Below are 21,641 nucleotides of genomic sequence, written 5' to 3'. Positions count from 1 at the left end.
GAGGCCATCCCCGAGCACCGTCGCTTCTGCGCCGCTTGTGGGGAGCCGGTCGGGCGTTCCTCGTCGGACGGTCCCGCCCAGGCCGAGGGGACCTGCCGGTGCGGGCGACGCTTCTCGTTCCTGCCCAGCCTGCGACCGGGCGACGTCGTGAAGGACCAGTACGAGGTCATCGGCTACCTCGGCCATGGCGGGATGGGCTGGGTCTACCTCGCGGTCGACCGGCTGGTCAACGACAAGCTGGTCGTGCTCAAGGGGGTCATCGACGAGGACTCCGAGGAGGCCGCCCGCGCGGCCACCGAGGAACTTCGCTTCCTCAGCGAGGTCGAGCACCCCAACATCGTGCGGGTCCTCAACTTCGCCGAGCATCGCGGCTCCGGCTACATCGTCATGGAGTACGTCGACGGCTTCCCCCTCGACGTGCTGCGCTCGAAAGTGCGCGACAACGACGACGAGTGGACGGTGCGGGTCCTCGCCTACGGTGTGGCGCTGCTCGGCGCGCTCGCCTACCTGCATGCGCGTGACCTGGTGTTCTGCGACCTGAAGCCCGGCAACGTCATGTCCACCGGCACCGGCGAGTCGGTGAAGCTGATCGACCTGGGCGCCGTGCAGCTGGTGCACGGCGGCGGCGTCACGTTCGGGACACCCGGGTTCGAGGCGCCCGAGGTGCCCCAACACGGCCCGAGCCCCGCGTCGGACCTCTTCAGCCTGTCCTGCACCCTGAGAAGCGCCCTTCCCTCGCGCGAGACCCGAAGCGACCCGTCGGGGCCGACGAGCGATGTGCCGGGTGAGTCCCTGCAGCTGTGGATCGCCCACGGATGCGAGCCCGCGCCCGAGCGGCGCTTCGAGTCGGCGGAGGCGATGGCGATCCAGCTGCTCGGGGTGCTCCAGCAGCTGTTGACCGCATCGGGTCGGCCATGCCATCGCGGGCCGAGCAGCCTCTTCTCGGGAGACCGCTGCGAGCATGCGGAGGTCGCGGACTGGACCGAGCTCCCGGACCCGCGCCCGGCCGAGTCCGATGACCCGGCGCTGGGCGACCAGTTCCAGCTCGTCGAAGTGCTCGGCACCGCCGGACGCTGGGCCGACTCGGCGACGGTGCTCGAGCGGGTGCACCAGGACAACCCCACCGACTGGAGGGTCCCCTGGTCCAGGGCGCTCGCCCTGCTCGGTCAGAACGAGCCGGAGGCCGCTCAACCAGGATTCGACGAGGTCCGCCGGCGGCTGCCCGGAGAGCTGGCCCCCGTGCTCGCCCTCGCGGTGGCCGCTGAACGAGGTCGCCATTTCAGCCGGGCCCTTGCCTTGTACGACCTCGTGTCCGCATGCGACCCGTCGTTCGTCAGCGCCTCGCTGGGCGCCGGGCGGTGCGCGGCCGCCCTCAGCGACGTCGACCGCGCGGTCGCCTCCTACGACCGGGTCCCGACCAGCTCGCGCCTGCACCTGGTCGCCCAGACCCGGCTCATGGCGGTCCTGCTCGATCGGGCCCGACGCAGGCGCAGCCTGGAGGCGCTGGCCGAGGTGACCGCGAGGATCGACGGGCTGAACGTCTCAGCCCCCGACCGGGCCGAGCTGGTGCTGCGCAGCCTCTCGACCGGTCTTGACCTGCTCACCGTCCAGCCCACGGTGCCGGGCGACCCCGGGCAGACCCTGCACGGCTGGCCGGCGACCCCGTCCGGCGTGCGCCGCGGCCTGGAGTCCGCCTACCGCACCCTGGCCCGGCTCTCGCCGGACCGGGAGCACCGCGTGGCGATGGTCGACCTCGCGAACTCGGTGCGGCCGAGGACGTGGACATGAGCACCCTGACGGCGTGCGACGGGTGTGGCGCGACGGCGGACCTCGGCGCCGGCGGGCTGTGCGCCCACTGCGCGGGGAGCGGACTCACCCCGGTCGGACGCGTCGAGCACGACCTGGACACGCTGGCCGTGGTGAGCCGGCCCGGACCGGGGCACGTCCACAACGAGGACGCCTTCTTCATCTCGGTCGCCGAGGGCCTCGGAGCCGTCGCGGTCGTGTGCGACGGCGTGGGGTCCTCCTCCGCAGCCCGCGAGGCGGCGGCCGCGGCAGCGCGTACGGCCGGGCGGATCCTCGCCCGCGGGATTCGTGGCGGGGCGGCGATCACCGCTGAGCTGAGTCTCGGCGCGGTCGAGGAGGCCCGCACCGCCGTGGCTGCCGTCACGTCGGGCGCCCCGGACCCCGCTCCCCTGCCCGCCTGCACTCTCGTCTCCCTCGTGTGGGCGGCCGGGGAGCTCACCGTGGCCTGGGTCGGCGACAGCCGCGCCTACTGGATCGGAGACGACTCCGCCCGTCGGCTCACGGTCGACGACGCCGTGACCCGCGCCGGGCGCGGCCGCCCGCTGACCCGCTGGCTCGGCGCGGACGCCCCGGCCGGACCGGCCGGGCTGGAGACCTATCGACCGACGCGTCACGGTCGCGTCGTCGTCTGCTCGGACGGGCTGTGGACGAGCCTGTCCCCCGGCGGCAGCCCAACGAGTCTGTCCGCTGTCCTCTCCCCGAGCGCGAGGCCGCTCAGCGCTGCTCGTCGCCTCGCGGATCTCGCCGTCGACCGGGGGGCCCGTGACGACGTCACCGTCGCGGTGCTCGACACGGGAGTCTTGACAAGGAGTTCGTGATGGCCGAGTTCAGCACGCAGGTGCACAAGGACGGGGCCCTTCCAGTCGGGTGCGCGGAGATCAACATCCTGTTCCGGGTCGAGTGCATCGACCCGGGAAGCGCCGCCGGGGACCCGGGGCCGGTGGCCGTACGGCTGCGGCTGTGGACGCCCTCCTCGGCGAGCATCACGCGCTTCGACCAGGTGGCACCGGCGCGGGCCGCGCTGGTGCCGGTGGACCCTGGGGAGGGGCGCTGGCTCGACTTCGCGACCGAGCCGTGGGGGCAGGAGCGCCGTGACTACGTGCTAGGTCTGCACGTCACGCCGTCGCGAGAGGACATCCGGGTCGCCCGCCTGCAGGTCGTGGACGAGACCGACAACACCGTGCTGAAGGAAGCGGTGCCGGTCGTGTGCAGCTGGACCGAGGCCCCGCGAGGGTGGCTGAAGCTCGACCCCGAGCTCGCCCACTACCTCGGTAGAGCCGAGCTGATGAGCCGCGTCAGCGCTGGCCTCATCGCCGTGGATCGTGGAGCGAGCGAGGAGAAGGCATCCGCCTTCGAGTCTGCGGCCCAGGAGGCGAAGCGGTTGGGGGACCCGCTCGCCGAGGCGCTCAGCCATCCCCTCGACATCGAGGCGACCACGACCGTGGAGACCCAGGTCACGAAGCGGTCGAACCCATGAGCCGCGTCTGCCGCCTGGGACACCTCAGCAGCAGCGCCGACTACTGCGACGAGTGCGGGATCGGCCTCGACGAGGGGGAGGCGCCGGCGCCCGCGCAGCCCTGGGAAGCACTCGTGTGGGCGGACCGGGCCTACTTCGAGTCCCAGCCCCACCCGGACCTGTCCTTCCCCGAGGGGGTGCGTCCCCGCCGGTACCGGCTCGAGCTGCCCGAGGTGCTCGTCGGCAGGCGACACCGGACCAGCCACGGCGTCGAGCCGCACATCGACCTGAGCGACCCGGTCGAGGACGCGCACGTCTCGCACCTGCACGCGAGCTTCCTGCGCCAGCCGGACGGGTCGATCGAGGTCGTCGACCTCGGGTCCAGGAACGGCACGCGGATCAACGACAGCCACGAACCCGTGCTGCCCAACTCGCCGGTCCTGCTCGCGGACGGGGACCACGTCCACGTCGGCTCCTGGACCACCATCACGGTGCGTGCCTCGCTCCCGAGACCGCGTCCCGAGCCTCACGATGGCGCCTCGGGCGCCGCCCGGGCATCGAGTCCACGAAGGGCCGAACGAGACGACGCCGTCCATGAGCGGGTGTGGTTGCTCTGCGTCGAGGAGCCCGATGGCGAGGGCTCGGCCACCGGCGCCGACGCCCATCCCGCGCTCGCCGCCGTCGTCGCGCTCAGCCAGGGTCTGCGCGGAATCGTCGCCGCCACCGATCCCGGACGGGTGGTCGCCGCCTTCCCGGACGCCGGCCGGCTCATCGCCGTCCTGCGCGAGATGGACGAGCCGATGCAGCACACCAAGGGCAGGCCCGCGGTGAGAGCGGGCCTTCGCGTGGGCGTCGACCGCGAACGCGTGGTCGGCCCCGCGAGGGGGGCGATCCCGGCCACCAGCACCGGCGTCGCGGCGGTGTGCCTGGCCGCCAACCCGGGCCAGGTGCTGGTCTCCGAGCGAGCCGCCGCCGAGCTGCGGCCGCTGCTGAGCGACGGGCCCGCGCTCAGCGACCTGGGGACGCACCGGCTCAGCGACCTCGAGGCGCCGAGACGGCTCTTCCAGCTCGACCTGGCGGGGCCTCCCGCCGAGCTCTCTTCCCCCGCGAGCCTGGAGACCCGACCCAACAACCTGCCGATGCAGCTGACCCGTTTCATCGGGCGACGGCGGGAGATCTCGAGGCTGGTCGAGCTCGTCGGTGACAACCGGGTGTGCACCGTCACCGGCCCCGGCGGGGTCGGCAAGACCCGCCTGGCCCTCCAGGTCGCCGCCCGTCTCCTGAACCGCCACCCTGACGGCGTCTGGGTCGCCGACCTGGCGGCCGTCGACGACCCCGACCAGGTCGCCGAGGCTGTCGTCGCCGCCCTGGGGATCAGCGAAGCCGGCTCCGCGACGGTGGCGGCGCCCGAGCCCACCTCCTCCCGGCCCGCCTCGGAGCGGATCGCGGACCACCTGCAGGACGCCGACGCGCTTCTCGTGCTCAACGACTGCGAGCAGATCATCGGCCCGTTGGGCGACCTGGTCGCCACGCTGCTCGCCCGCTGTCCCTTGATCCGCGTCCTCGTGACCAGCCGGGAGCCGATGCACCTGAGCGGGGAGGCCCTGCTCAAGCTGGGACCGCTCGCCGTCCCTGGTCCGTGGTACGACACGGCAGCCGCACGAGAGTCCGAGTCGGTCCGCCTGTTCATCGATCGGGCACTCACGGTGGACCCGGACCTCGCCACGGACGCCGACTCCCTCCAGCTGATCGGGCTGATCTGCGAGCGGGTGGACGGCATCCCGCTCGGCATCGAGCTCGCGGCGGCCTGGGCGGGCGCGCTCCCCCTGAGCCAGGTCGCGACCATGCTCGACGACCGTCTCCCCTCGCTCGCGCAGTCAGCCGAGTCCCCCCAGTCCGGGCGTCAGCCCACGCTGCGCGCCGTGGTCGAGTGGAGCCATCAGCTCCTGTCAGACCTGGAGCGGGCGCTGTTCCGCAGGCTGGCGGTCTTCGCCGGCGGCTTCACGGTCGACGCCACGTCCGAGATCTGCTCGGGGGGTGGGGTCGAACGCTTCGACGTCGCGACGTTGCTCGCCGGCCTGGTCGACAAGTCCCTCGTCGAGGTCGAGGTCGCCGAGGACGGCAAGCGCTACCGGCTCCTGGAGATGACCCGTGCCTTCGCGCGCGAGCAGCTGGTGGCCGCCGGCGAGCTGACCGGCTGCCTGCGGGCGCACTGCCGCTTCTACGTCGGTCTGGCCGAGCGCGCCGAGGCTGGCCTCGCGGGATCCGAGCAGACCCGGTGGGTGCAGACGCTGGATGCCGAGTACGACAATCTGAGGCTCGCCCTCGCCACCGGCCGGGACCTCCGCGAGCGGGACGACCTGCGGATCGCCGCTGCCCTCTCGCAGTACATGCTCATCCGCGGCCTGGGCTCCGACGGCGCCGCGCTGCTCGACGAGGCGATCGACGCCGCCCCGCTGCCCGAGGACTCCCTGCGGGCCAAGGCGTTGTGCGTCCGCGCCCTGCTGGGCTGCTTCTCCGGCGAGCTCGACGCGGCCGAGCGCGCGGCCGAGGTCGCGACGCGGGTCGCGGAGGCGATCGACCTGCCGAGCTGGCGGGCGTACGGCCTCACGATCGCAGGTCTCGCCAAGGCCAGCCGCGGCCGCCTCGCCGAGGCGGAGGACCTGCACCGGGCCGCCCTCGCGTCGGGCGTCGGCGAGAGCAGTGTGCGCAGCCTGGCACTGAGCAACCTCGGCAACGTGTTGGCCATGAGGGGCGCAGCGGCCGAGGCCGAGCACGCCTACCGGGAGAGCCTGGCCCTGCGGGAGCGCCAGGGGGATCGGTGGGGGCTGGCCTGGACGTGCTACCGGTTGGGTGTCCTGGCCTGCTGGTGCGGGGACGTCCCCGCCGCGGTCGAGCTGTTCGACGACGGACGAGAGCACGCACGCGCCATCGGCTTCCGCCAGGGTGAGGTGCTGACCCTCCTCGGGTCGGCCGAGGCGCGGCTGCTGGTGGGTGACCCTGCTGCCGCCGAGCCCACCCTCGAGGCGGCGCTTCGTCTGGCGCGCCAGATCGGGGACACGGCGGGGGCCTGCCTGGCGGCGGCCGCGCTCGCCGAGGTCGGGATCGCGCGCGGTGATCTCGCCGGGGCGGCCCTCCGACTCACCGAGCCGGAGGTCGCCGAGGCGGACACCTCCGTCGCGGCAGCCGCCGCCACCCGCCGCAGCAGGGCCGAGCTGGCCGCGGCGCGAGGCGATCTGGCCGGCAGCGCCGACCTGCACCGCGACGTGCTCCGCCTGCGCCGCCAGCTCGGCGACGAGCACGGCATGCTGGAGGAGGTCGAGGAGATCGCCGCCTGCATGGCCGAGGACGGCCGGCTCGCGGCGGCGGCCACGTTGCTCGCGGCGGCTCGCGCACGGCGCAGCACGACGGGCTTCCCCGTCCCCGTCTCGCGCGCCTCCCGCGTCGACGGCCTCGCCGCGGAGGTCGCCGCCAGCCCCGAACCCGAGGTGCAGGCGGCCTTCGGCAGGGGGTCGACCATGAGCTTCCCGGCGGCGGTGCGAGCCGCCCTGGGTGAACGTCCCGACCAGGACTTCGCCCAGGGGGTGCCCGCCGAGGACGTGGGGTCGCACGGTGACGCGGCGCTCCGGGCGGCCGGGCAGAGCTGGGTCGAGGCGCTGGGCCGTCGTCTCGCCGCACAGCACGGGGAGGCACTCGGTGCCTCGCTGCTGCGTCGGTACGGCGACGCGTTCCCCACCTCGTACTGGACGACGCGCACCCCGGAGCGCGCAGCGGGCGACATCGCCCGCATCGAGGCGCGGGGTCAGCGGCTGTCGGTCAACCTGCGCCAGGTCCCCGATGTCGAGGACCTGCTCGAGCTGACTCTCATCGACGGGTCACCCATCGCGTTGGCCGACGTGCTCCCGGCCCTGGCCCACATGGGCCTTCGCGTGCTGGACGAGCACCCGTACGAGCTCCGGCCGGCGGACGCCGATCCCGTGTGGTCGTACGTGCTGACGCTCACCTGCCAGACCGGGCTCTGGCCCGACGAGGACCTCGCGCTCCGGCTGTTCGAGACCGCCTTCGAGCGGGTGTGGCGACGGGACATGGAGGACGACGACGTCAACCGGCTGGTCCTGGCCGGCGGGATGTCAGCGGCCGACGTGACGGTGCTGCGCGCGTACGGCCACTACCAGAGGCAGATGGGCAACGCGTTCAGCCTGAGCCACATCGAGCGCGCGGTGTCCTCTCACGTCGACGTGGCGCGCGGTCTCGTCGAGCTGTTCAATGCGCGCTTCGCCCCCGACGTGTCGGATGCCGGTGCCGGTGCCGGCGCCGAGGCGCAGGGTGAGATCGCCGGGCGGGTCCTCGCCGCGATCGACCAGGTCGCCCGGCTGGACGACGACCGGATCCTGCGGACGTTGCTGCGACTGGTCGAGGCCACCGTCCGGACCACGGCCTTCACGGGTCGTTCGACGAGCTCGGGCGTGCTGGGGCTCAAGCTGGCCGCCGCCGACCTCGTCGAGCTGCCCAAGCCGCGCCCGATGTTCGAGGTGTTCGTGTACGCCCCCTGGACCGAGGGCGTCCACCTGCGAGCCGGCCAGGTGGCGCGCGGAGGCATCCGCTGGTCCGAGCGCGACGACTACCGGACCGAGATCCACGGCCTCATGAAGGCGCAGTCGGTCAAGAACGCCGTCATCGTCCCGACCGGGGCGAAGGGCGGCTTCGTGGTGCGCGAGGCGAGCGGTGACCCGCAGGAGCTCGCCGAGCAGGTGCGCCGATGCTACGCGGACTTCATCCACATCCTGCTCGAGCTGACGGACAACATCGTCGACGGAGAGGTCCGCCACCCGCGGGACGTGACCAGGTACGACGCCGAGGACACCTACCTCGTCGTCGCGGCGGACAAGGGGACGGCGACGTTCTCGGACCAGGCGAACGCCATCAGCGCCGAGTACGGCTTCTGGCTCGGCGACGCGTTCGCCTCCGGCGGTCGTACCGGCTACGACCACAAGGCCCTGGCGATCACCGCACGCGGCACCTGGGAGTCCGTCCGCCGACACTTCTGGCGTCTCGGTATCGACCCGGATCGCGAGGACATCACGGTCGTCGGCATCGGCGACATGTCGGGCGACGTCTTCGGCAACGGGCTCCTGCGCTCCAGCCACATGCGGCTGGTGGCCGCCTTCGACCACCGGCACATCTTCCTCGACCCCGATCCGGACCCGGAGACGACCTTCATCGAGCGGCAGCGGCTGTTCAAGCTCCCCCGCTCGAGCTGGGCCGACTTCGACCCCACGCTGATCTCCGCAGGCGGTGGGGTCTTCCCGCGAGACGCCAAGTCCGTCCCCCTCTCGCCGCAGTGCCGGGTGCGCCTCGGGGTGGCCGAGGAGCAGCTGCCGCCCGACGAGCTCGTGCGGGCGATCCTGCGTGCGCCGGTCGACCTGCTGTGGAACGGAGGCGTGGGTACCTTCGTGAAGGCCGAGGCCGAGAGCGACGCCGAGGCCGGGGACCGGGCCAGCGACCGGATCAGGGTCGACGCCTCCTCCCTGCGCTGCCGGGTCGTCGCCGAGGGCGGCAACCTCGGCTTCACCCAGCGGGCCAGGGTCGAGTGCGCGCTCAACGAGGGGCTGATCAACACCGATGCGATCGACAACTCCGGTGGGGTGGACTGCTCCGACCACGAGGTGAACATCAAGATCCTCCTCGACCGGGTCATCGCCGCGGACCTGCTCAGCGCGGGCGACCGGGACGCGCTCCTGGAGGAGATGGCCGGCGACGTCTGCGCGGCGGTCCTGCGCAACAACCGGTTCCAGGCGGACGCGCTCGCGCGCAACCTGACCACCGCCTCCCTCCGGTCCAGGTTCCACCTGATGCTCATGCAGGACCTCGAGCGTCTGGGGCACCTGGACCGGGCGGTGGAACGACTGCCGACCGATCGGGAGTTCGAGGCCCGTACGTCGCAGGATCGCGGCCTCACCGCGCCCGAGCTGGCGGTCCTGCTGGCCACGTCGAAGCTCGCCCTGCGCGCCGAGATCCTCGAGGACTCCCTGCCGGACGACGCCTACCTCGACGCCGAGCTCGTCGGCTACTTCCCCCCGGCGCTCGCCGGCTTCGCCGAGCAGATGGCCTCCCACCCGCTTCGGCGCGAGATCGTCGCCAGCGTGGTGTCGAACGAGGTGCTCAACCGGCAGGAGATCTCCTTCGTCTTCCGTGTCGGCGATCGGACCGGACGACTCCCGAGAGACGTCGTGCGCGGCTATCTCGTGGCGCGCGACGTCCTGGACATGCACGAGACGTGGCGAGCCCTCGACGAGCTGGGCCGGGACATCGCCGCCGACATCTGGGTCGACGTGTGCAGGCGCTGGAACGACGTGATCGAGTGGCTCACCGAGGCGGTCCTCGTGCGGTGTCCGGACGACGTCGACCCGGCTGTTCTGGTCGCCCGCTACCGCGAGCCCGTACGAGCCCTGCGCGACAGCCTCGCCGTCGCGCTCGCTCCCAGTGACCGGGAGGTGTTCGACGCCGCGACGAACGACTTCGTCCGGGCGGGGCTGCCACCGCAGCTCGCCGCGGACACCGCCCTGACCGCCTTCCTGGCGCCCGCTCTCGACCTGGCGGACCTGGCGGCCGAGTTCGGCCTCGACGTCCGCGAGGTCGGGCGCACGTCGATGGCCGTGGCCGATCCCACCAACCTGAGGTGGCTGAGGGCGCGCATCGACGGCCTCCCCGAGATCAGCCACTGGGAGCTGATGGCGCGTCGGGCCCTGCAGGAGGACCTCGTCGAGATCCAGCGGCGGATGACGGCGGCGGTGCTGCGCGAGCAGGCGCTGACCGGCCGGACGCTGGCGGCCTGGCTCGAGGAGCATCAGGGCGTCCTGCAACGCTCCAGGGCCATGGTCGAAGACCTCGCCAAGACCGGAACCGACGCGGCGAACCTCGGCCTCGCGCTGCGGGCGCTGCGCGCGGAGCGCCTCTCGACGGCCTGATCGCCCTCAAGGACCTCCGGATCGGCGTCGATCCTCCTCGGAAGGGAGTCCGCACCCGGCGGGCGTACCGCACGCCTGAGGAGGAGCGCGGTGGACGGTCAGGACGGCCGCTTCGGCGGTGCCGGCGGCGCCACGCCGCCGCCCGACGGCTACGGCTTCTACGCCGGTGCAGCCGCGCCCCAGCCGCAGGCCAACCAGTTCGGGTACGCCGCCGCGCCGGCGTACGGTGCGCCCGCCGCGGCGCCAGGAGCTCCGGCGTTCGGGTCGCCGTACACCGCGGCCCCGCCGGCGGAGGACACCACCAGGAGCGCCGGCAACCGCGGCAAGGTCGTGGTGGCGGCGGTGCTCGGCCTCGTCGCGCTCGGCGGCGCCGTGTTCGGCTGGAACGTCTGGCAGCAGCACCAGCCGATCGGCGTCCCGGCCAGCCTGGGCAGCCTCTCCCAGCTGCACACGCCGGTGGTCGACGCCGCCGTGGAGCGGGGCCGCCAGCAGCTGGACGCCCGCGAGCCCGGCAAGCACGCGATGGCCGCCGCGTACGGCGCCGCGACCGGCGGCGACGTCGTGGTCCTCGTGGGCCTGCGTGGCCATCTCACGGACATCCAGACCGACCTCGACTCGGCCGGCGCGACGACGTCGCTGGCCAGGGTCGGCAAGGACTCCTGCGCGCCGACCGCCACCGGCTACATGTGCGAGCGGACCAGCCCCCACCTCACCGAGGGGGTGCTGTCGGTGTCGCGGACCCTGACGATGAGCCAGGTGGCGGCCATGCTCGACGAGGCCTGGTCCAAGGCCTGAGCGAGCGCTGGCCCGCGGCTGGCTGACGCGGTCAGGCGGACTTCTCGCGGCGCTCGCGCTTCGCGTGGGCCTCGCGCGGGACCAGGGTCGGGTTGACGTGCTCGAGCACCACGTCGCGGTTGATGACCACCCGCGCGACGTCCTTGCGCGAGGGGACCTCGTACATCACCGAGAGCAGGACCTCTTCCATGATCGCCCGCAGCCCGCGGGCGCCGGTCGAGCGCAGGATCGCCTGGTCGGCCACCGCCTCCAGCGCGTCCTCGGTGAACTCCAGCTCCACGCCGTCGAGCTCGAACAGGCGCCGGTACTGCTTGACGAGGGCGTTCTTGGGCTCGGTGAGGATGCGGACGAGGGCCTCGCGGTCCAGGTGCCGGACACTGGTGATCACCGGGAGCCGGCCGATGAACTCGGGGATCATCCCGAACTTCAGCAGGTCCTCGGGCATGACCTCGGCGAAGACGTCGCTGGCCTCGCGCTCGGCCTTGGAGTGGATGGTGGCGCTGAAGCCGATCCCCTTCTTGCCGATCCGCCCCTCGATGATCTTCTCGAGCCCGGCGAAGGCGCCGCCCACGATGAACAAGACGTTGGTCGTGTCGATCTGGATGAACTCCTGGTGCGGGTGCTTGCGCCCGCCCTGGGGCGGGACCGACGCGGTCGTGCCCTCGAGGATCTTGAGCAGGGCCTGCTGGACGCCCTCGCCGGAGACGTCGCGCGTGATCGAGGGGTTCTCGCTCTTGCGGGCGATCTTGTCGACCTCGTCGATGTAGATGATCCCGGTCTCGGCCTTCTTGACGTCGTAGTCGGCGGCCTGGATCAGCTTGAGCAGGATGTTCTCGACGTCCTCGCCGACGTAGCCGGCCTCGGTGAGCGCCGTCGCGTCCGCGATGGCGAACGGCACGTTGAGCATGCGGGCGAGGGTCTGGGCCAGGTGGGTCTTGCCGCAGCCGGTGGGGCCGATCAGCAGGATGTTGGACTTCGCCAGCTCGACCGAGTCGTCGCGGGAGCGTTCGTTGGTGCCCGCCTGGACCCGCTTGTAGTGGTTGTAGACCGCGACCGACAGCGCCTTCTTGGCGGTGTCCTGCCCGATGACGTAGGAGTCGAGGAACTCGCAGATCTCCTTGGGCTTGGGAAGGTCGTCCCACTTCAGGTCGGTCGACTCGGAGAGCTCCTCCTCGATGATCTCGTTGCAGAGGTCGATGCACTCGTCGCAGATGTAGACGCCGGGACCGGCGATGAGCTTCTTGACCTGCTTCTGGCTCTTCCCGCAGAAGGAGCACTTGAGCAGGTCCCCGCCGTCACCGATGCGTGCCAAGGGGTCGGTCTCCTCCACGAGGCGCCCCGGGACCGCGATCGACGGCCCGGCCGGACGCTCCGACGGTACCCCGTCGGCGCTCGGATCGGACCCCCGAATCGCGGGGCGGCCACGCCGTTGCGCTCACAGCGGAACGCCCCGCCGCGGGCGCTCAGCCGACCGGGGCCGCCCCCGCGCGGGTGCCCAGCACCTGGTCGATGACGCCGTAGTCCTTGGCGTCCTCGGCGGTGAGGATCTTGTCCCGCTCGATGTCGTTGCGGACCTGCTCGAGCGTGCGCCCGGTGTGGTGGGCGAGGATGCCCTCCATCTCCTCGCGCATGCGCAGGATCTCGTTGGCCTGGATCTCGATGTCCGAGCCCTGGCCGCCGCCCTCGGTGTACGGCTGGTGGATGAGGATCCGGCTGTGCGGGAGGGCGAGCCGCTTGCCCGGGGTCCCCGCGGCCAGCAGGACGGCGGCCGCCGACGCGGCCTGCCCGAGGCAGACCGTGCGGACGTCCGGCTTGACGAACTGCATGGTGTCGTAGATGGCCGTCATGGCCGTGTAGCTGCCGCCAGGGGAGTTGATGTAGATCGAGATCTCCCGGTCCGGGTCCATGGACTCCAGGCACAGCAGCTGAGCCATGACGTCGTCCGCCGAGGCGTCGTCGATCTGCACCCCGAGGAAGATGATCCGCTCCTCGAAGAGCTTGGCGTAGGGGTTGTACTCGCGGAAGCCCTGGGTGGTCCGCTCGATGAAGTTCGGCAGGACGTAACGCGCCTGCGGGGTGCTGAGGGAGCTCACGGCGGCCTCCGGGTCGAGGTGGTCGAGGACAGGTCGGTACGGACCGGGCGCGCGGTCAGGCCGCGGTTCCCCCGTCGCCGGCCACCTGGCCGGCGCTGAGGACGACGTGGTCGACGAAGCCGTACGTCTTCGCCTCGTCGGCGGTGAACCAGCGGTCCCGGTCGGAGTCGGACTCGATCTGGTCGATGTCCTGACCGGTGTGCTGGGCGATGAGCTGGGCCATCGTCTTCTTGGTGTAGAGCATCTGCTCGGCCTGGATCTTGATGTCCGAGGCGGTTCCGCCGATGCCCCCGGACGGCTGGTGCATCATGATGCGCGCGTGCGGAAGGGCGTACCGCTTCCCCGGCGCGCCGGCGCAGAGCAGGAACTGGCCCATCGAGGCCGCCAGCCCCATCGCCACCGTGGCCACGTCGTTCTTGACGTACTGCATCGTGTCGTAGATGGCCATCCCCGCCGACACCGAGCCGCCCGGGCTGTTGATGTACAGGAAGATGTCCTTGTCGGGGTCCTCCGCGGCGAGCAGCAGCATCTGCGCGCAAATGGCGTTGGCGTTGGCATCCTCGACCACCGAGCCCAGGAAGATGATCCGCTCCCGGAGCAGCCGCTGGTAGACGGAGTCGTCGAGACCGGCAGCTCCCGACGGCGTCCGTGCCTCGCCGCGCGGCGTCCACAGCTCGCGTCCGTCGTCCATCGCGTCCCTCACCTTCGCCTCGCCTCGAGCTGCCCGTGCGGGCAGGTGCTCAGGGACACTAACCGCCCGGCGGGCGTGTCCCATCCGCGAACCCGCGGTGTTCGCTGAGGGGGGAAGGGCGCCGCACGGGCGCGTGTTGCTCCCGGGAGGGGCCGGGGTTCTGGGGTACAACAAGCGGAGGGCCCCTCGAAGTATGAGTTCGAGGGGCCCTCGCGCGGTCGTGTTCGCCCCGTCACCCGTGAGGGCTCGGGGTCACCGGGTGGACCTCCCGGTCCCGCTCGGCACGTCCGGTTGCCCGGCGCAACTGCGGGTCCACGACCAGCCCGGCTGTCCTGGAAGCACCACGCGCCGTCCTCGCGCGTGCCCCCGCGGGTTGCCCCTCGAGGCGGGTGCCTCCGGTGTCGACCGGACCCGCCACCGTCCCCGACGGTCACCGTGAGCCTGGCACCCGACCCGCGCTGGTTGCCCGCACGAACCGACTCGACCTTGCTCCCGGCCGGCCGCTCCGGTTGCCCGGACCGCCCGTCCGCCACAGGTTTCCCTGGGCTTCGACCACCGTTTCCGGCGGCGTGGGGAGAGTTCTATCCCCCTCGCGAAGATCCGCGCAAGGGCTCCCGAGAAATCTTCTGCGCCTTTCTCGACACCGCTGCCGCAACGGGTTGTGGACGGTGTGGGGACACGGCTCCGGACAGCCTGTGGACAGTCCCCGGCGCCCGCTCAGGTTCCTGTGGGCAACCCCTCGGCCCGCCTGTGGAGGACGTCCACCTGTCCCCGTTCGCCGTCCGGGACTGATCTCACATCCTGGATGCTGCCCTGAGACGCCTACTCCTGCGCCGCGGCGTCAGCCTCGTCCGGAGGGAGGTCGATCTCCTCGTCTTCGACCACGGTGGCCGCACTGCGCCCCAGCCCCTCGAGGTCCACGACGTGCCCCGAGGCGTCGACCACCTCGGCGTTGTCCAGCACGAGGGCCAGGGCCTTGGCGCGGACGACCTCACCGATCGCCGCTGGGACCTGGCCGGCGTCGACGAGGGCCTTGGCGAAGGCGTCCGGGGACATGCCGTACCGGGGGGCCTGGCGAACCAGCCACTCGGTCAGCTCGTCCTGGCCGGCCTCCAGCTCCTCACGCCGGGCGATCTCGTCGAGCACGAACTGGGCGGTCAGCTGCTTGCGGGTCTCGTCCCGGACCTCGTCGCGGTGCGCCTCGTCGCCGTGCCCGTCCTCGAAGTGCGAGTCGACCTGGGCGTTGACCAGGCTCTCGGGCAGCGGCACGTCGACGAGCTCCAGCAGCCGCTCCATGACCTTGTCTCGGGCCTCCACGCCCTGCTCGAGCAGCCGGATCTTGCCCAGCCGGTCGCGCAGGTCGGTCCGCAGCTCCTCGAGGGTGTCGAACTCGCTCGCCAGCTGGGCGAAGTCGTCGTCCAGCGCCGGCAGCTCCCGCTCGCGGACGGCCTTCACCGTCACCGTGACGTCGGCGTCCTCACCCGCCCGCACACCGGCCCGAAGCGGCGCCGTGAAGGTGCTGGACGCACCGGCCTCGAGCCCGGTCACCGCCTCGTCGAGACCGTCGATGAGGTTCGCGCTGCCCACCTCGTAGGACAGGTTGCTCATCGTGGCGTCGTCGAGCAGCTCGCCGTCGCGGGCCGCCGAGAGGTCGATCGACAGGAAGTCCCCGGCTTGGGCCGCGCGCTCGACCGGCGTCAGGGTGGCGAAGCGGGCACGCAGCCCCTCGACCTGCTCGTCGACCTGCTCGTCGGTCACGACGGCGTCGGAGACCTCGACCTTGAGTCCGCGGTAGTCGGGCAGCTCGATCGTCGGGCGTACGTCGACCTCGGCGGTGAACCTCAGGTCGGACCCGTCGGCGAACTCGGTGATGTCGACCTCGGGCTGGCCGACGGGCACGACCTCGTTCTCCCGGACCGCCTGGGAGTAGGCCTCGGGCAGGTGCGCGTTGACCGCCTCGTCGAGCACCGCGCCCCGGCCGATGCGCTGGTCGATCAGCGAGCGCGGCACCTTGCCCTTGCGGAACCCTGGTAGCTGGACCTGCTGGGAGATCCGCTGGTAGGCCGCGTTGACACTCGGCGTGAGCTCCTCGAAGGGCACCTCGACGGTCAGGCGTACCCGCGTGGGGCTCAGGGTCTCGACGGCACTCTTCACGGTGGGAGCTCTCCTCGGCGCATGTCGAGCGGGGTGGTCGGGTGGTGGTCGGGGCGGGGAGATTCGAACTCCCGATCTCCTGCCCCCAAAGCAGGCGCGCTAGCCACTACGCCACGCCCCGCGGCGGAGCCCACAGTCTAGAGCCACCCGTACGACCGCCCACCCGCCCGCAGGCGGCACGCCCTAGCGCAGCCTTCTCGCCGTCCCTGGCCACCACGGCGAGCAGGCCCAGCTCGGAATCGAGCCGGCCGGCGAGGGCCGACGACGCGGTCGGCTCGCCGTGGACGATGCAGACGGCCTTGGGTGGCTGTGGACCGGACGCGACCCAGGCGAGCAGCTCGTCGGCGTCGGCGTGCACCGAGAAGGATCCGACGTCGGCGATCTCGGCGAGGACAGGGACGTACATGCCGTGGATCTTCACCTCGGTCGCCCCGTCGGCCAGAGCACGCCCCCGGGTGCCCTCGGCCTGGTAGCCGACGAGGGCGACGGAGTTCCGACGGTCGGGGAGCAGGTGCCGGAGGTGGTGGACCACTCGGCCGCCGGTCGCCATCCCGGACGCCGCATCGATGATGCACGGCCGCTCGGAGGCACTCAACGCTCTCGACTCCTCAGGTGAGCGAACCTCGTGCAGCAGGCCGGGGTCCAGCGCCAGGTCCTCGGGCTCGAGGTCCGTCAGCACGTCGGGGTCGCCCTCGCGCAGGGCGCGCTGGTAGATCTGCAGCGCGCCGAGCGCCATCGGGCTGTCGACGAAGACGGGGACGCGCGGGATCCGGCCCTCCGCGGTGAGTCGCCGAAGCGCGATGAGGATGACCTCGGTGCGGTCGACGGCGAACGCTGGAATGACCACGGTGCCGTCGCGGTCGAGGGTGCGCATGATGAGTGCGGCCAGCGCGTCGAGCCCGACGGGTTCGTGACGTCGGTCACCGTACGTCGACTCGATGACCAGGGCATCGCAGGCAGGAGGCACGTGCGGCGGGACGAGCAGCGGGTGGTGCGGCCGGCCGAGATCACCGCTGAACACCACCGTACGACCGCCGACATCGACCACGACGATGGACGAACCGAGGATGTGGCCGGCTGGCTCCAGCACGACTACGACTCCTGCGGCCGCTGTCGACCGCTCGCCGAACTCGACCGGGACGAACTGCGGGAGCACCCGCTCGACGTCCGCGGTGTCGTAGAGAGGCCTCGGCACCGCGTGCTTGGAGTAGCCCCGCTCCGCGGCGTACTCGGCGTCCTCCTCCTACAGCTTCGCGCTGTCACGCAGGACGAGCTCCGCCAGCTCCGCGGTCGCTCTGCTAGCGAACACCGGACCGGTGAACCCCTGGCGGCCCAGCGCCGGGAGGTAGCCGCAGTGGTCGAGGTGCGTGCGACACGACGACGGCGTCGAGGCTCGACGCCGGAACCGCGAGCCGCTCCCAGTCCCGCCGGCGGAGCTCGCGCAGCCCCTGGAACATCCCCGCGTCGACGAGCACCCGGCTCTGGCCGGAGGTGATCAGGAACTTGCTGCCCGTCACCGTCCCGGCTGCGCCGAGGAAGGTCGGGGTCGGATCGCGTTCCATGACGACCTCCCGCTCGGCCTCGACCCTGCCTCACCCCGTGTCCGCCGCTAGGCTGGGCGGGCGTTCCATCGCGGGTGTAGCTCAATGGCAGAGCCCCAGCCTTCCAAGCTGGCCATGCCGGTTCGATCCCGGTCACCCGCTCCATCGCCTGACCAGCGCAAACACCGGACGATTGCAGCGAACAGGCCAAGGCGGCCACATGACAGTCTCAGCCAGAACGAAACGCGCTGAGCGTGGCCGCGGGGTAACCGCGGGGAATCGACCGAGCGTGAGCGTCGGTGGCCCGGGCTCCCACGGGCCCACGCATCGTCGTAGACCGGGCGACTCGGCAGGGCGAGCGCGGCGGCCAGCGCGCCGCCTCGGTATGGCAGGGGTCGCCCTCGGTGAGGCCGTTGCCGACGGGGATGGACTGACCGGTGCCGAGGGTCATCCGCCGGTTGTCGCGGGAGGGGGTCAGGTGGCCGGCGGCCGGAGTCAGTGGGCGTACGGCAGTCGGGACTCCGGCATTCGTCGCTGCATTACTTGGCGCTCGAGTCTGAATCGATGGGTGGGACTGACGGGCTCCCCTCACCCGTCGCGCGCGCCGGGACGTGGACTCGCACGAGTTCGGCGCGGGAGTGGACGCCGTACTTCGCGTAGATGTGGGTGAGATGACCTTCCACCGCCTTGACGGTGACCACGAGCTGCTCTGCCACCTGCCGATTCGTCCAGCCGAGTACGACAAGGTCGGCGACGGCTCCCTCAGTCGCGGTCAGCCCCCCGCTCGCCACCCGGCCGCCAAGTCGTGACGCAGAGTCGGTTGCCTTGCGCGCGAAGGCCCGAGCGCCGATCTGGTCAAACGTCTCGGCGGCACGCGCAAACGCGACCCGCGCCTCCCGGACACGTCGGCCTCGCCGGTGGATCGACCCCTCGACGACCTGCGTGCGTGCTCGCTCAAAGGGGTCTGTGAAGTTCTGGTGGTGCGCCAACGCGGTCTCCACGAGATTCATGGCCCGGTCCAGATTGCCGTCCTGCATCGCGAGGATTGCTCTTCCACGGCTGGCAAGGGCAGCACATCGCGGCCGATCCGGATGTCGCTCGAGTCGCTGGAGCAGCTGGTCCGCGATATCACTTCTGTGAACAGTCGCAGCAGCCTCGAGCGCATCGCCCTCGAACACGAAAACGCCGGGTTCGACGAGTCCGCTGGCATCCAGCTCATCCCCGAGGTTGACGATGGCGTCGAGCGCCGCCTGCCAGCGTCCGGCACTCACCTCGACGAGACACTCGGTGACGGAGTTGTACCAGCCATGCCAACGATCGTGCACGGACGCAGTGACGTCTGCGCTTCGCGCCAGCAGCGCTCGGGCGGCATCTAGGTCTCCTGTATGAGCCGCAACCCATGCCTGCATCGCGAGGGACGCACCCAGGATCTGCGTGAACCCGGCCGCCTCGGCAAGGTCGTACGCCTCATCGGCGTACGACCTGGCGAGAGCAAGGTTGCCGGCGCGGACCTCGAGGCGCGTGAGGTAGAGCCCGACGCCGGCGCTCCACGCGTCAGCGTCGGACTCCAGCGCCTCCGCACGCAAGGGCTCGAGGAGCGGTCGCGCCGCCTCGAGGTCGTCGTGCCAGAGCAACCGGCGTCCGATGATGCCGGTGGGGCGTACCGTCGGGTTCGTGACGGTCCCATGACGCGACTCCACGTCCATCGCGGCCGCCAAGGCCCCTTCGTCATCACGCCCGAACAATGCACGGAGATTCGCTAGCCGAACGGAGGCAGCAACCCAGAGGCGGGGATCACCCAACGCGCGCGCAACGGCCTCTCCCCGCTCGGCATGGCGATGGGCCGACTCGAGTTCTCCTCGAACCAGTTCAATCTCTGATAGCGCGGAGAGCAGGCGAGCGACGATCTCCGGCTCGTCGCCTTGCGCAAGCGCCTCCTCTCCGAGCGACACGGGGTCCTCGATGAACAGCGGACTCTCCAGCAGCCGGAGGATGGCCTCAGCGCGGCGCGGTCCGGGCGGCTGCAGCGCAATCCCACGATGAAGGAGGTAGGACCCTCGAGCGCCGTTCCCCGACTCAGCGTGGAACCACCCTGCCTGGCTCGCCCTTCGGGCACACGCGGAGCTGTCTAGGTCTGGTGTGAGCCTCAGTGCCCGCTCCGCAAGGACGGCCGCAGCCACCGTTGCACCACGCTGCCTGGCGGCGACGGCTGCCACATCCAGTGCCTCGGCCACCTCTGCATCGGGACCAGGGGTGGCGCAAGCCAAGTGCAGGGCACGCGCCTCTGCGCTGAAAGCATGATCGGCGAGGAGCCGATGGACGTTGCGGACGACGTCCCGCGGTGCGGCGTCGACCACACCGGCAGCAAGCAACGGGTGGGTGAACGAGACCCTCCCTGCAGCCGACACATCTGCGACGCCCCCGACGAGAGCCGGCCGGAGATCCGTAGCCGAGAACCCGGTCAGGGCAATGACACCAAGCGTGGGGTCAGGGGCCACGGCGGCCACCAGAAGGGCGCTTCGAGTCCGGTCCGGCAGCGCTTTCAGCCGTTCGGACACTACCTCTCGCAACGTGGTGGGCAGATCGATGTCGATGCCGCTCGTGTGGTCATCCCCGTCACGAGATCGCCTCTCGATCACTGATCGGGCGAGCTCGATGGCGAACAGGGGATTGCCACCGGAGATGTCCTGAACGCGTCTGAGCATGGGATGGGTCAAGCGCACGCCGACGTGGTCGAAAACCACGTTGGCGATAGCGCCAAAGCTCAACGGAGCCAACGGAATCTGTGTCCGGTCCGCAGGCAGGGATGCCTCGAGAGTCCCGAATGATGGTGGCATCGCGTCGTCGTGACGACGGGCGAGGAGAAGGACCACGGGGAGTCTTGTCATTCTGCGGATGGCGTACGCGAGCAGGTCCCGGCTGGTCGCATCGAGCCATTGGATGTCGTCAACCGCGACGACCGTCGGACCGGAAGCCACGATGTGTCGCAACGCTGACAGGAAGGCGACAGCGAGAGCCCTCGGGCTCGGAGCCGCGTCAGACTCCTCCAGCAGCAAGGCCGCAGACAGTACCTTCCGCTGCGGGCGAGGCAATGCCAGCAGCAGGTCCGGGCCTTGCTCCGCAAGCAGGTCGTCCAGGGCAGCGAGGGACAGCCGCTCCTCAGCCTGAGTCGGTCGCACCGTCAGCACCTGGAAACCGGCATGACGAGCTTCGTCACAAGCCCGCTCCCATACGGCGCTCTTGCCTATGCCCGCGGTCCCCGTGATGAGCACGGCGCCGGCAGATCCCCCTGCGACTCGCTGCAGGGTCGCTCGAACAAGGGCGAGCTCCTCCTCCCTCCCGCGAAGCGCGCACGCCCCGTTGTCCACCTATGAAGTATGGCCAGAGACCTCGCTGCGAGGACCCCGTTCGTCCATCCTCGTCGGGGACATGTCGGCCGTCGCCGCGGTTATCCGGTCTAGGGTGACGCCAGCCCGTGCTGCGGCTGCGCTGACCTCCTCCCTACTCTTGGCGTCAAAGACGTAGTAGCACACCTCGTCCTCAGGGACTGCCAGCGTCATGACGAGCTGACAGCCGGGATCCGCAACGACCTCGGCAGTGAGCCGGGTGCTGTCCGGGTCGGCTCTGCGGCGACCGATGTCCAGCGCCTGGCGGCGACTCAAGTAGCGCTCTGCAAGGAAGAAGGCCACGGCGCGACCGTAGGCATCAGCCAGCGAGCGCGCATCCCGTAAGAAGCGGGTTTCTGCCGTCTTCGGGCAAAGACTAGGGATATCCCTAGCGCCTCCCAAGGGTCACCGCTGCCAGCATCGCCGCAGAGTTGGTTTCCGTCTCGGGAGGGCTACCCCATGGCGCGCATCGGCAACGCACGGCGGCTGGTCACGATCGTAGCTGGCGCAGCGTTGCTGATGATGGCGGGCGTGGGCGCCTATGCGGCCATCCCGGACAGCGGCACGGGTACCTATCACGGCTGTGTGAACAAGGCCACCGGCGTCGTCCGCCTCGTCGATCCGACCCTGTCCGGGAACCTGGGCCATTGCATCAGCACGTCCGGCCCGCTCTACGAGACGTCCGTCACCTGGAACCAGACCGGCCCGGCCGGTGCTACGGGCCAGGCTGGTCCGCCAGGTGCCACGGGGG

Annotated in this window: 14 protein-coding genes and 2 tRNA genes; 7 read left to right on the top strand and 9 right to left on the bottom strand. The window is 71.2% G+C overall.

All coding sequences use genetic code 11. From position 1 onward, the window contains the following. The 5 genes from VMI11_07515 to VMI11_07495 all read left to right on the top strand — a co-directional run. On the top strand, positions 1-1,788 hold a 1,788-nt coding region (locus VMI11_07515), incomplete at its 5' end, for a tetratricopeptide repeat protein (protein HTY72260.1). After that, complete coding sequence (locus VMI11_07510) at positions 1,785-2,624, top strand: PP2C family protein-serine/threonine phosphatase (protein ID HTY72259.1); 840 nt, start codon at positions 1,785-1,787, stop codon at positions 2,622-2,624. The genes VMI11_07515 and VMI11_07510, both read left to right, overlap by 4 nt. Beyond that, positions 2,624-3,283, top strand: coding sequence for a hypothetical protein (locus VMI11_07505; GenBank protein HTY72258.1), 660 nt, complete (start codon positions 2,624-2,626; stop codon positions 3,281-3,283). The genes VMI11_07510 and VMI11_07505 overlap by 1 nt, the downstream gene beginning before the upstream one ends. Further along, entirely contained in the window at positions 3,280-10,230 is a 6,951-nt protein-coding gene (locus VMI11_07500; GenBank protein HTY72257.1) for an NAD-glutamate dehydrogenase domain-containing protein, read from the top strand. Before VMI11_07505 ends, VMI11_07500 begins: the two co-directional genes overlap by 4 nt. A 90-nt stretch (positions 10,231-10,320) precedes the next feature. Further along, positions 10,321-11,025: a hypothetical protein gene (locus VMI11_07495; GenBank protein HTY72256.1), complete on the top strand. Its 705-nt coding sequence runs from the start codon at positions 10,321-10,323 to the stop codon at positions 11,023-11,025. A gap of 31 nt (positions 11,026-11,056) precedes the next feature. Here the strand turns inward: VMI11_07495 and clpX are convergent, their stop codons facing one another. The 7 genes from clpX to VMI11_07460 all read right to left on the bottom strand — a co-directional run bounded on the left by clpX (position 11,057) and on the right by VMI11_07460 (position 17,525). After that, positions 11,057-12,337, bottom strand: coding sequence for an ATP-dependent Clp protease ATP-binding subunit ClpX (clpX, locus tag VMI11_07490; GenBank protein ID HTY72255.1), 1,281 nt, complete (start codon positions 12,335-12,337; stop codon positions 11,057-11,059). A gap of 151 nt (positions 12,338-12,488) precedes the next feature. Then, complete coding sequence (locus tag VMI11_07485) at positions 12,489-13,118, bottom strand: ATP-dependent Clp protease proteolytic subunit (GenBank protein ID HTY72254.1); 630 nt, start codon at positions 13,116-13,118, stop codon at positions 12,489-12,491. 55 nt (positions 13,119-13,173) lie between these two features. After that, the gene (locus VMI11_07480; protein ID HTY72253.1) at positions 13,174-13,809 is read right to left on the bottom strand and encodes an ATP-dependent Clp protease proteolytic subunit; all 636 of its coding nucleotides are present in this window, start codon (positions 13,807-13,809) and stop codon (positions 13,174-13,176) included. Positions 13,810-14,631: 822 nt separating this feature from the next. Next, positions 14,632-15,963: a trigger factor gene (gene tig, locus VMI11_07475; protein HTY72252.1), complete on the bottom strand. Its 1,332-nt coding sequence runs from the start codon at positions 15,961-15,963 to the stop codon at positions 14,632-14,634. A gap of 45 nt (positions 15,964-16,008) precedes the next feature. Next, a tRNA-Pro gene (locus VMI11_07470) sits at positions 16,009-16,084 on the bottom strand. Next, positions 16,070-17,158, bottom strand: coding sequence for an MBL fold metallo-hydrolase (locus VMI11_07465; protein HTY72251.1), 1,089 nt, complete (start codon positions 17,156-17,158; stop codon positions 16,070-16,072). The genes VMI11_07470 and VMI11_07465 overlap by 15 nt, the downstream gene beginning before the upstream one ends. Before the next feature lie 103 nt (positions 17,159-17,261). Further along, on the bottom strand, positions 17,262-17,525 hold the full coding sequence (locus tag VMI11_07460; GenBank protein HTY72250.1) for a hypothetical protein: 264 nt from the start codon (positions 17,523-17,525) through the stop codon (positions 17,262-17,264). Positions 17,526-17,595: 70 nt separating this feature from the next. Here VMI11_07460 and VMI11_07455 point away from each other — a divergent pair. Then, positions 17,596-17,669: transfer RNA gene (locus VMI11_07455), tRNA-Gly, on the top strand. 374 nt (positions 17,670-18,043) lie between these two features. On the opposite strand, the gene VMI11_07450 is transcribed toward VMI11_07455, so the two are convergent. Together VMI11_07450 and VMI11_07445 are read right to left on the bottom strand one after the other, a co-directional pair. Further along, a complete protein-coding gene (locus VMI11_07450; protein ID HTY72249.1) occupies positions 18,044-20,872 on the bottom strand; it encodes an AAA family ATPase in 2,829 nt (942 codons plus the stop codon). Beyond that, a complete protein-coding gene (locus tag VMI11_07445) occupies positions 20,873-21,193 on the bottom strand; it encodes a hypothetical protein (GenBank protein ID HTY72248.1) in 321 nt (106 codons plus the stop codon). It abuts the gene before it with no gap. 156 nt (positions 21,194-21,349) lie between these two features. Here VMI11_07445 and VMI11_07440 point away from each other — a divergent pair. Beyond that, on the top strand, positions 21,350-21,641 hold a 292-nt coding region (locus VMI11_07440; GenBank protein ID HTY72247.1), incomplete at its 3' end, for a hypothetical protein.

Source organism: Actinomycetes bacterium, from assembly GCA_035506535.1.
In the GTDB taxonomy this organism is placed as follows: domain Bacteria; phylum Actinomycetota; class Actinomycetes; order DATJPE01; family DATJPE01; genus DATJPE01.
Note: the sequence above shows the minus strand (reverse complement) of the source record. Positions and strands in the feature narration are given on the sequence as shown.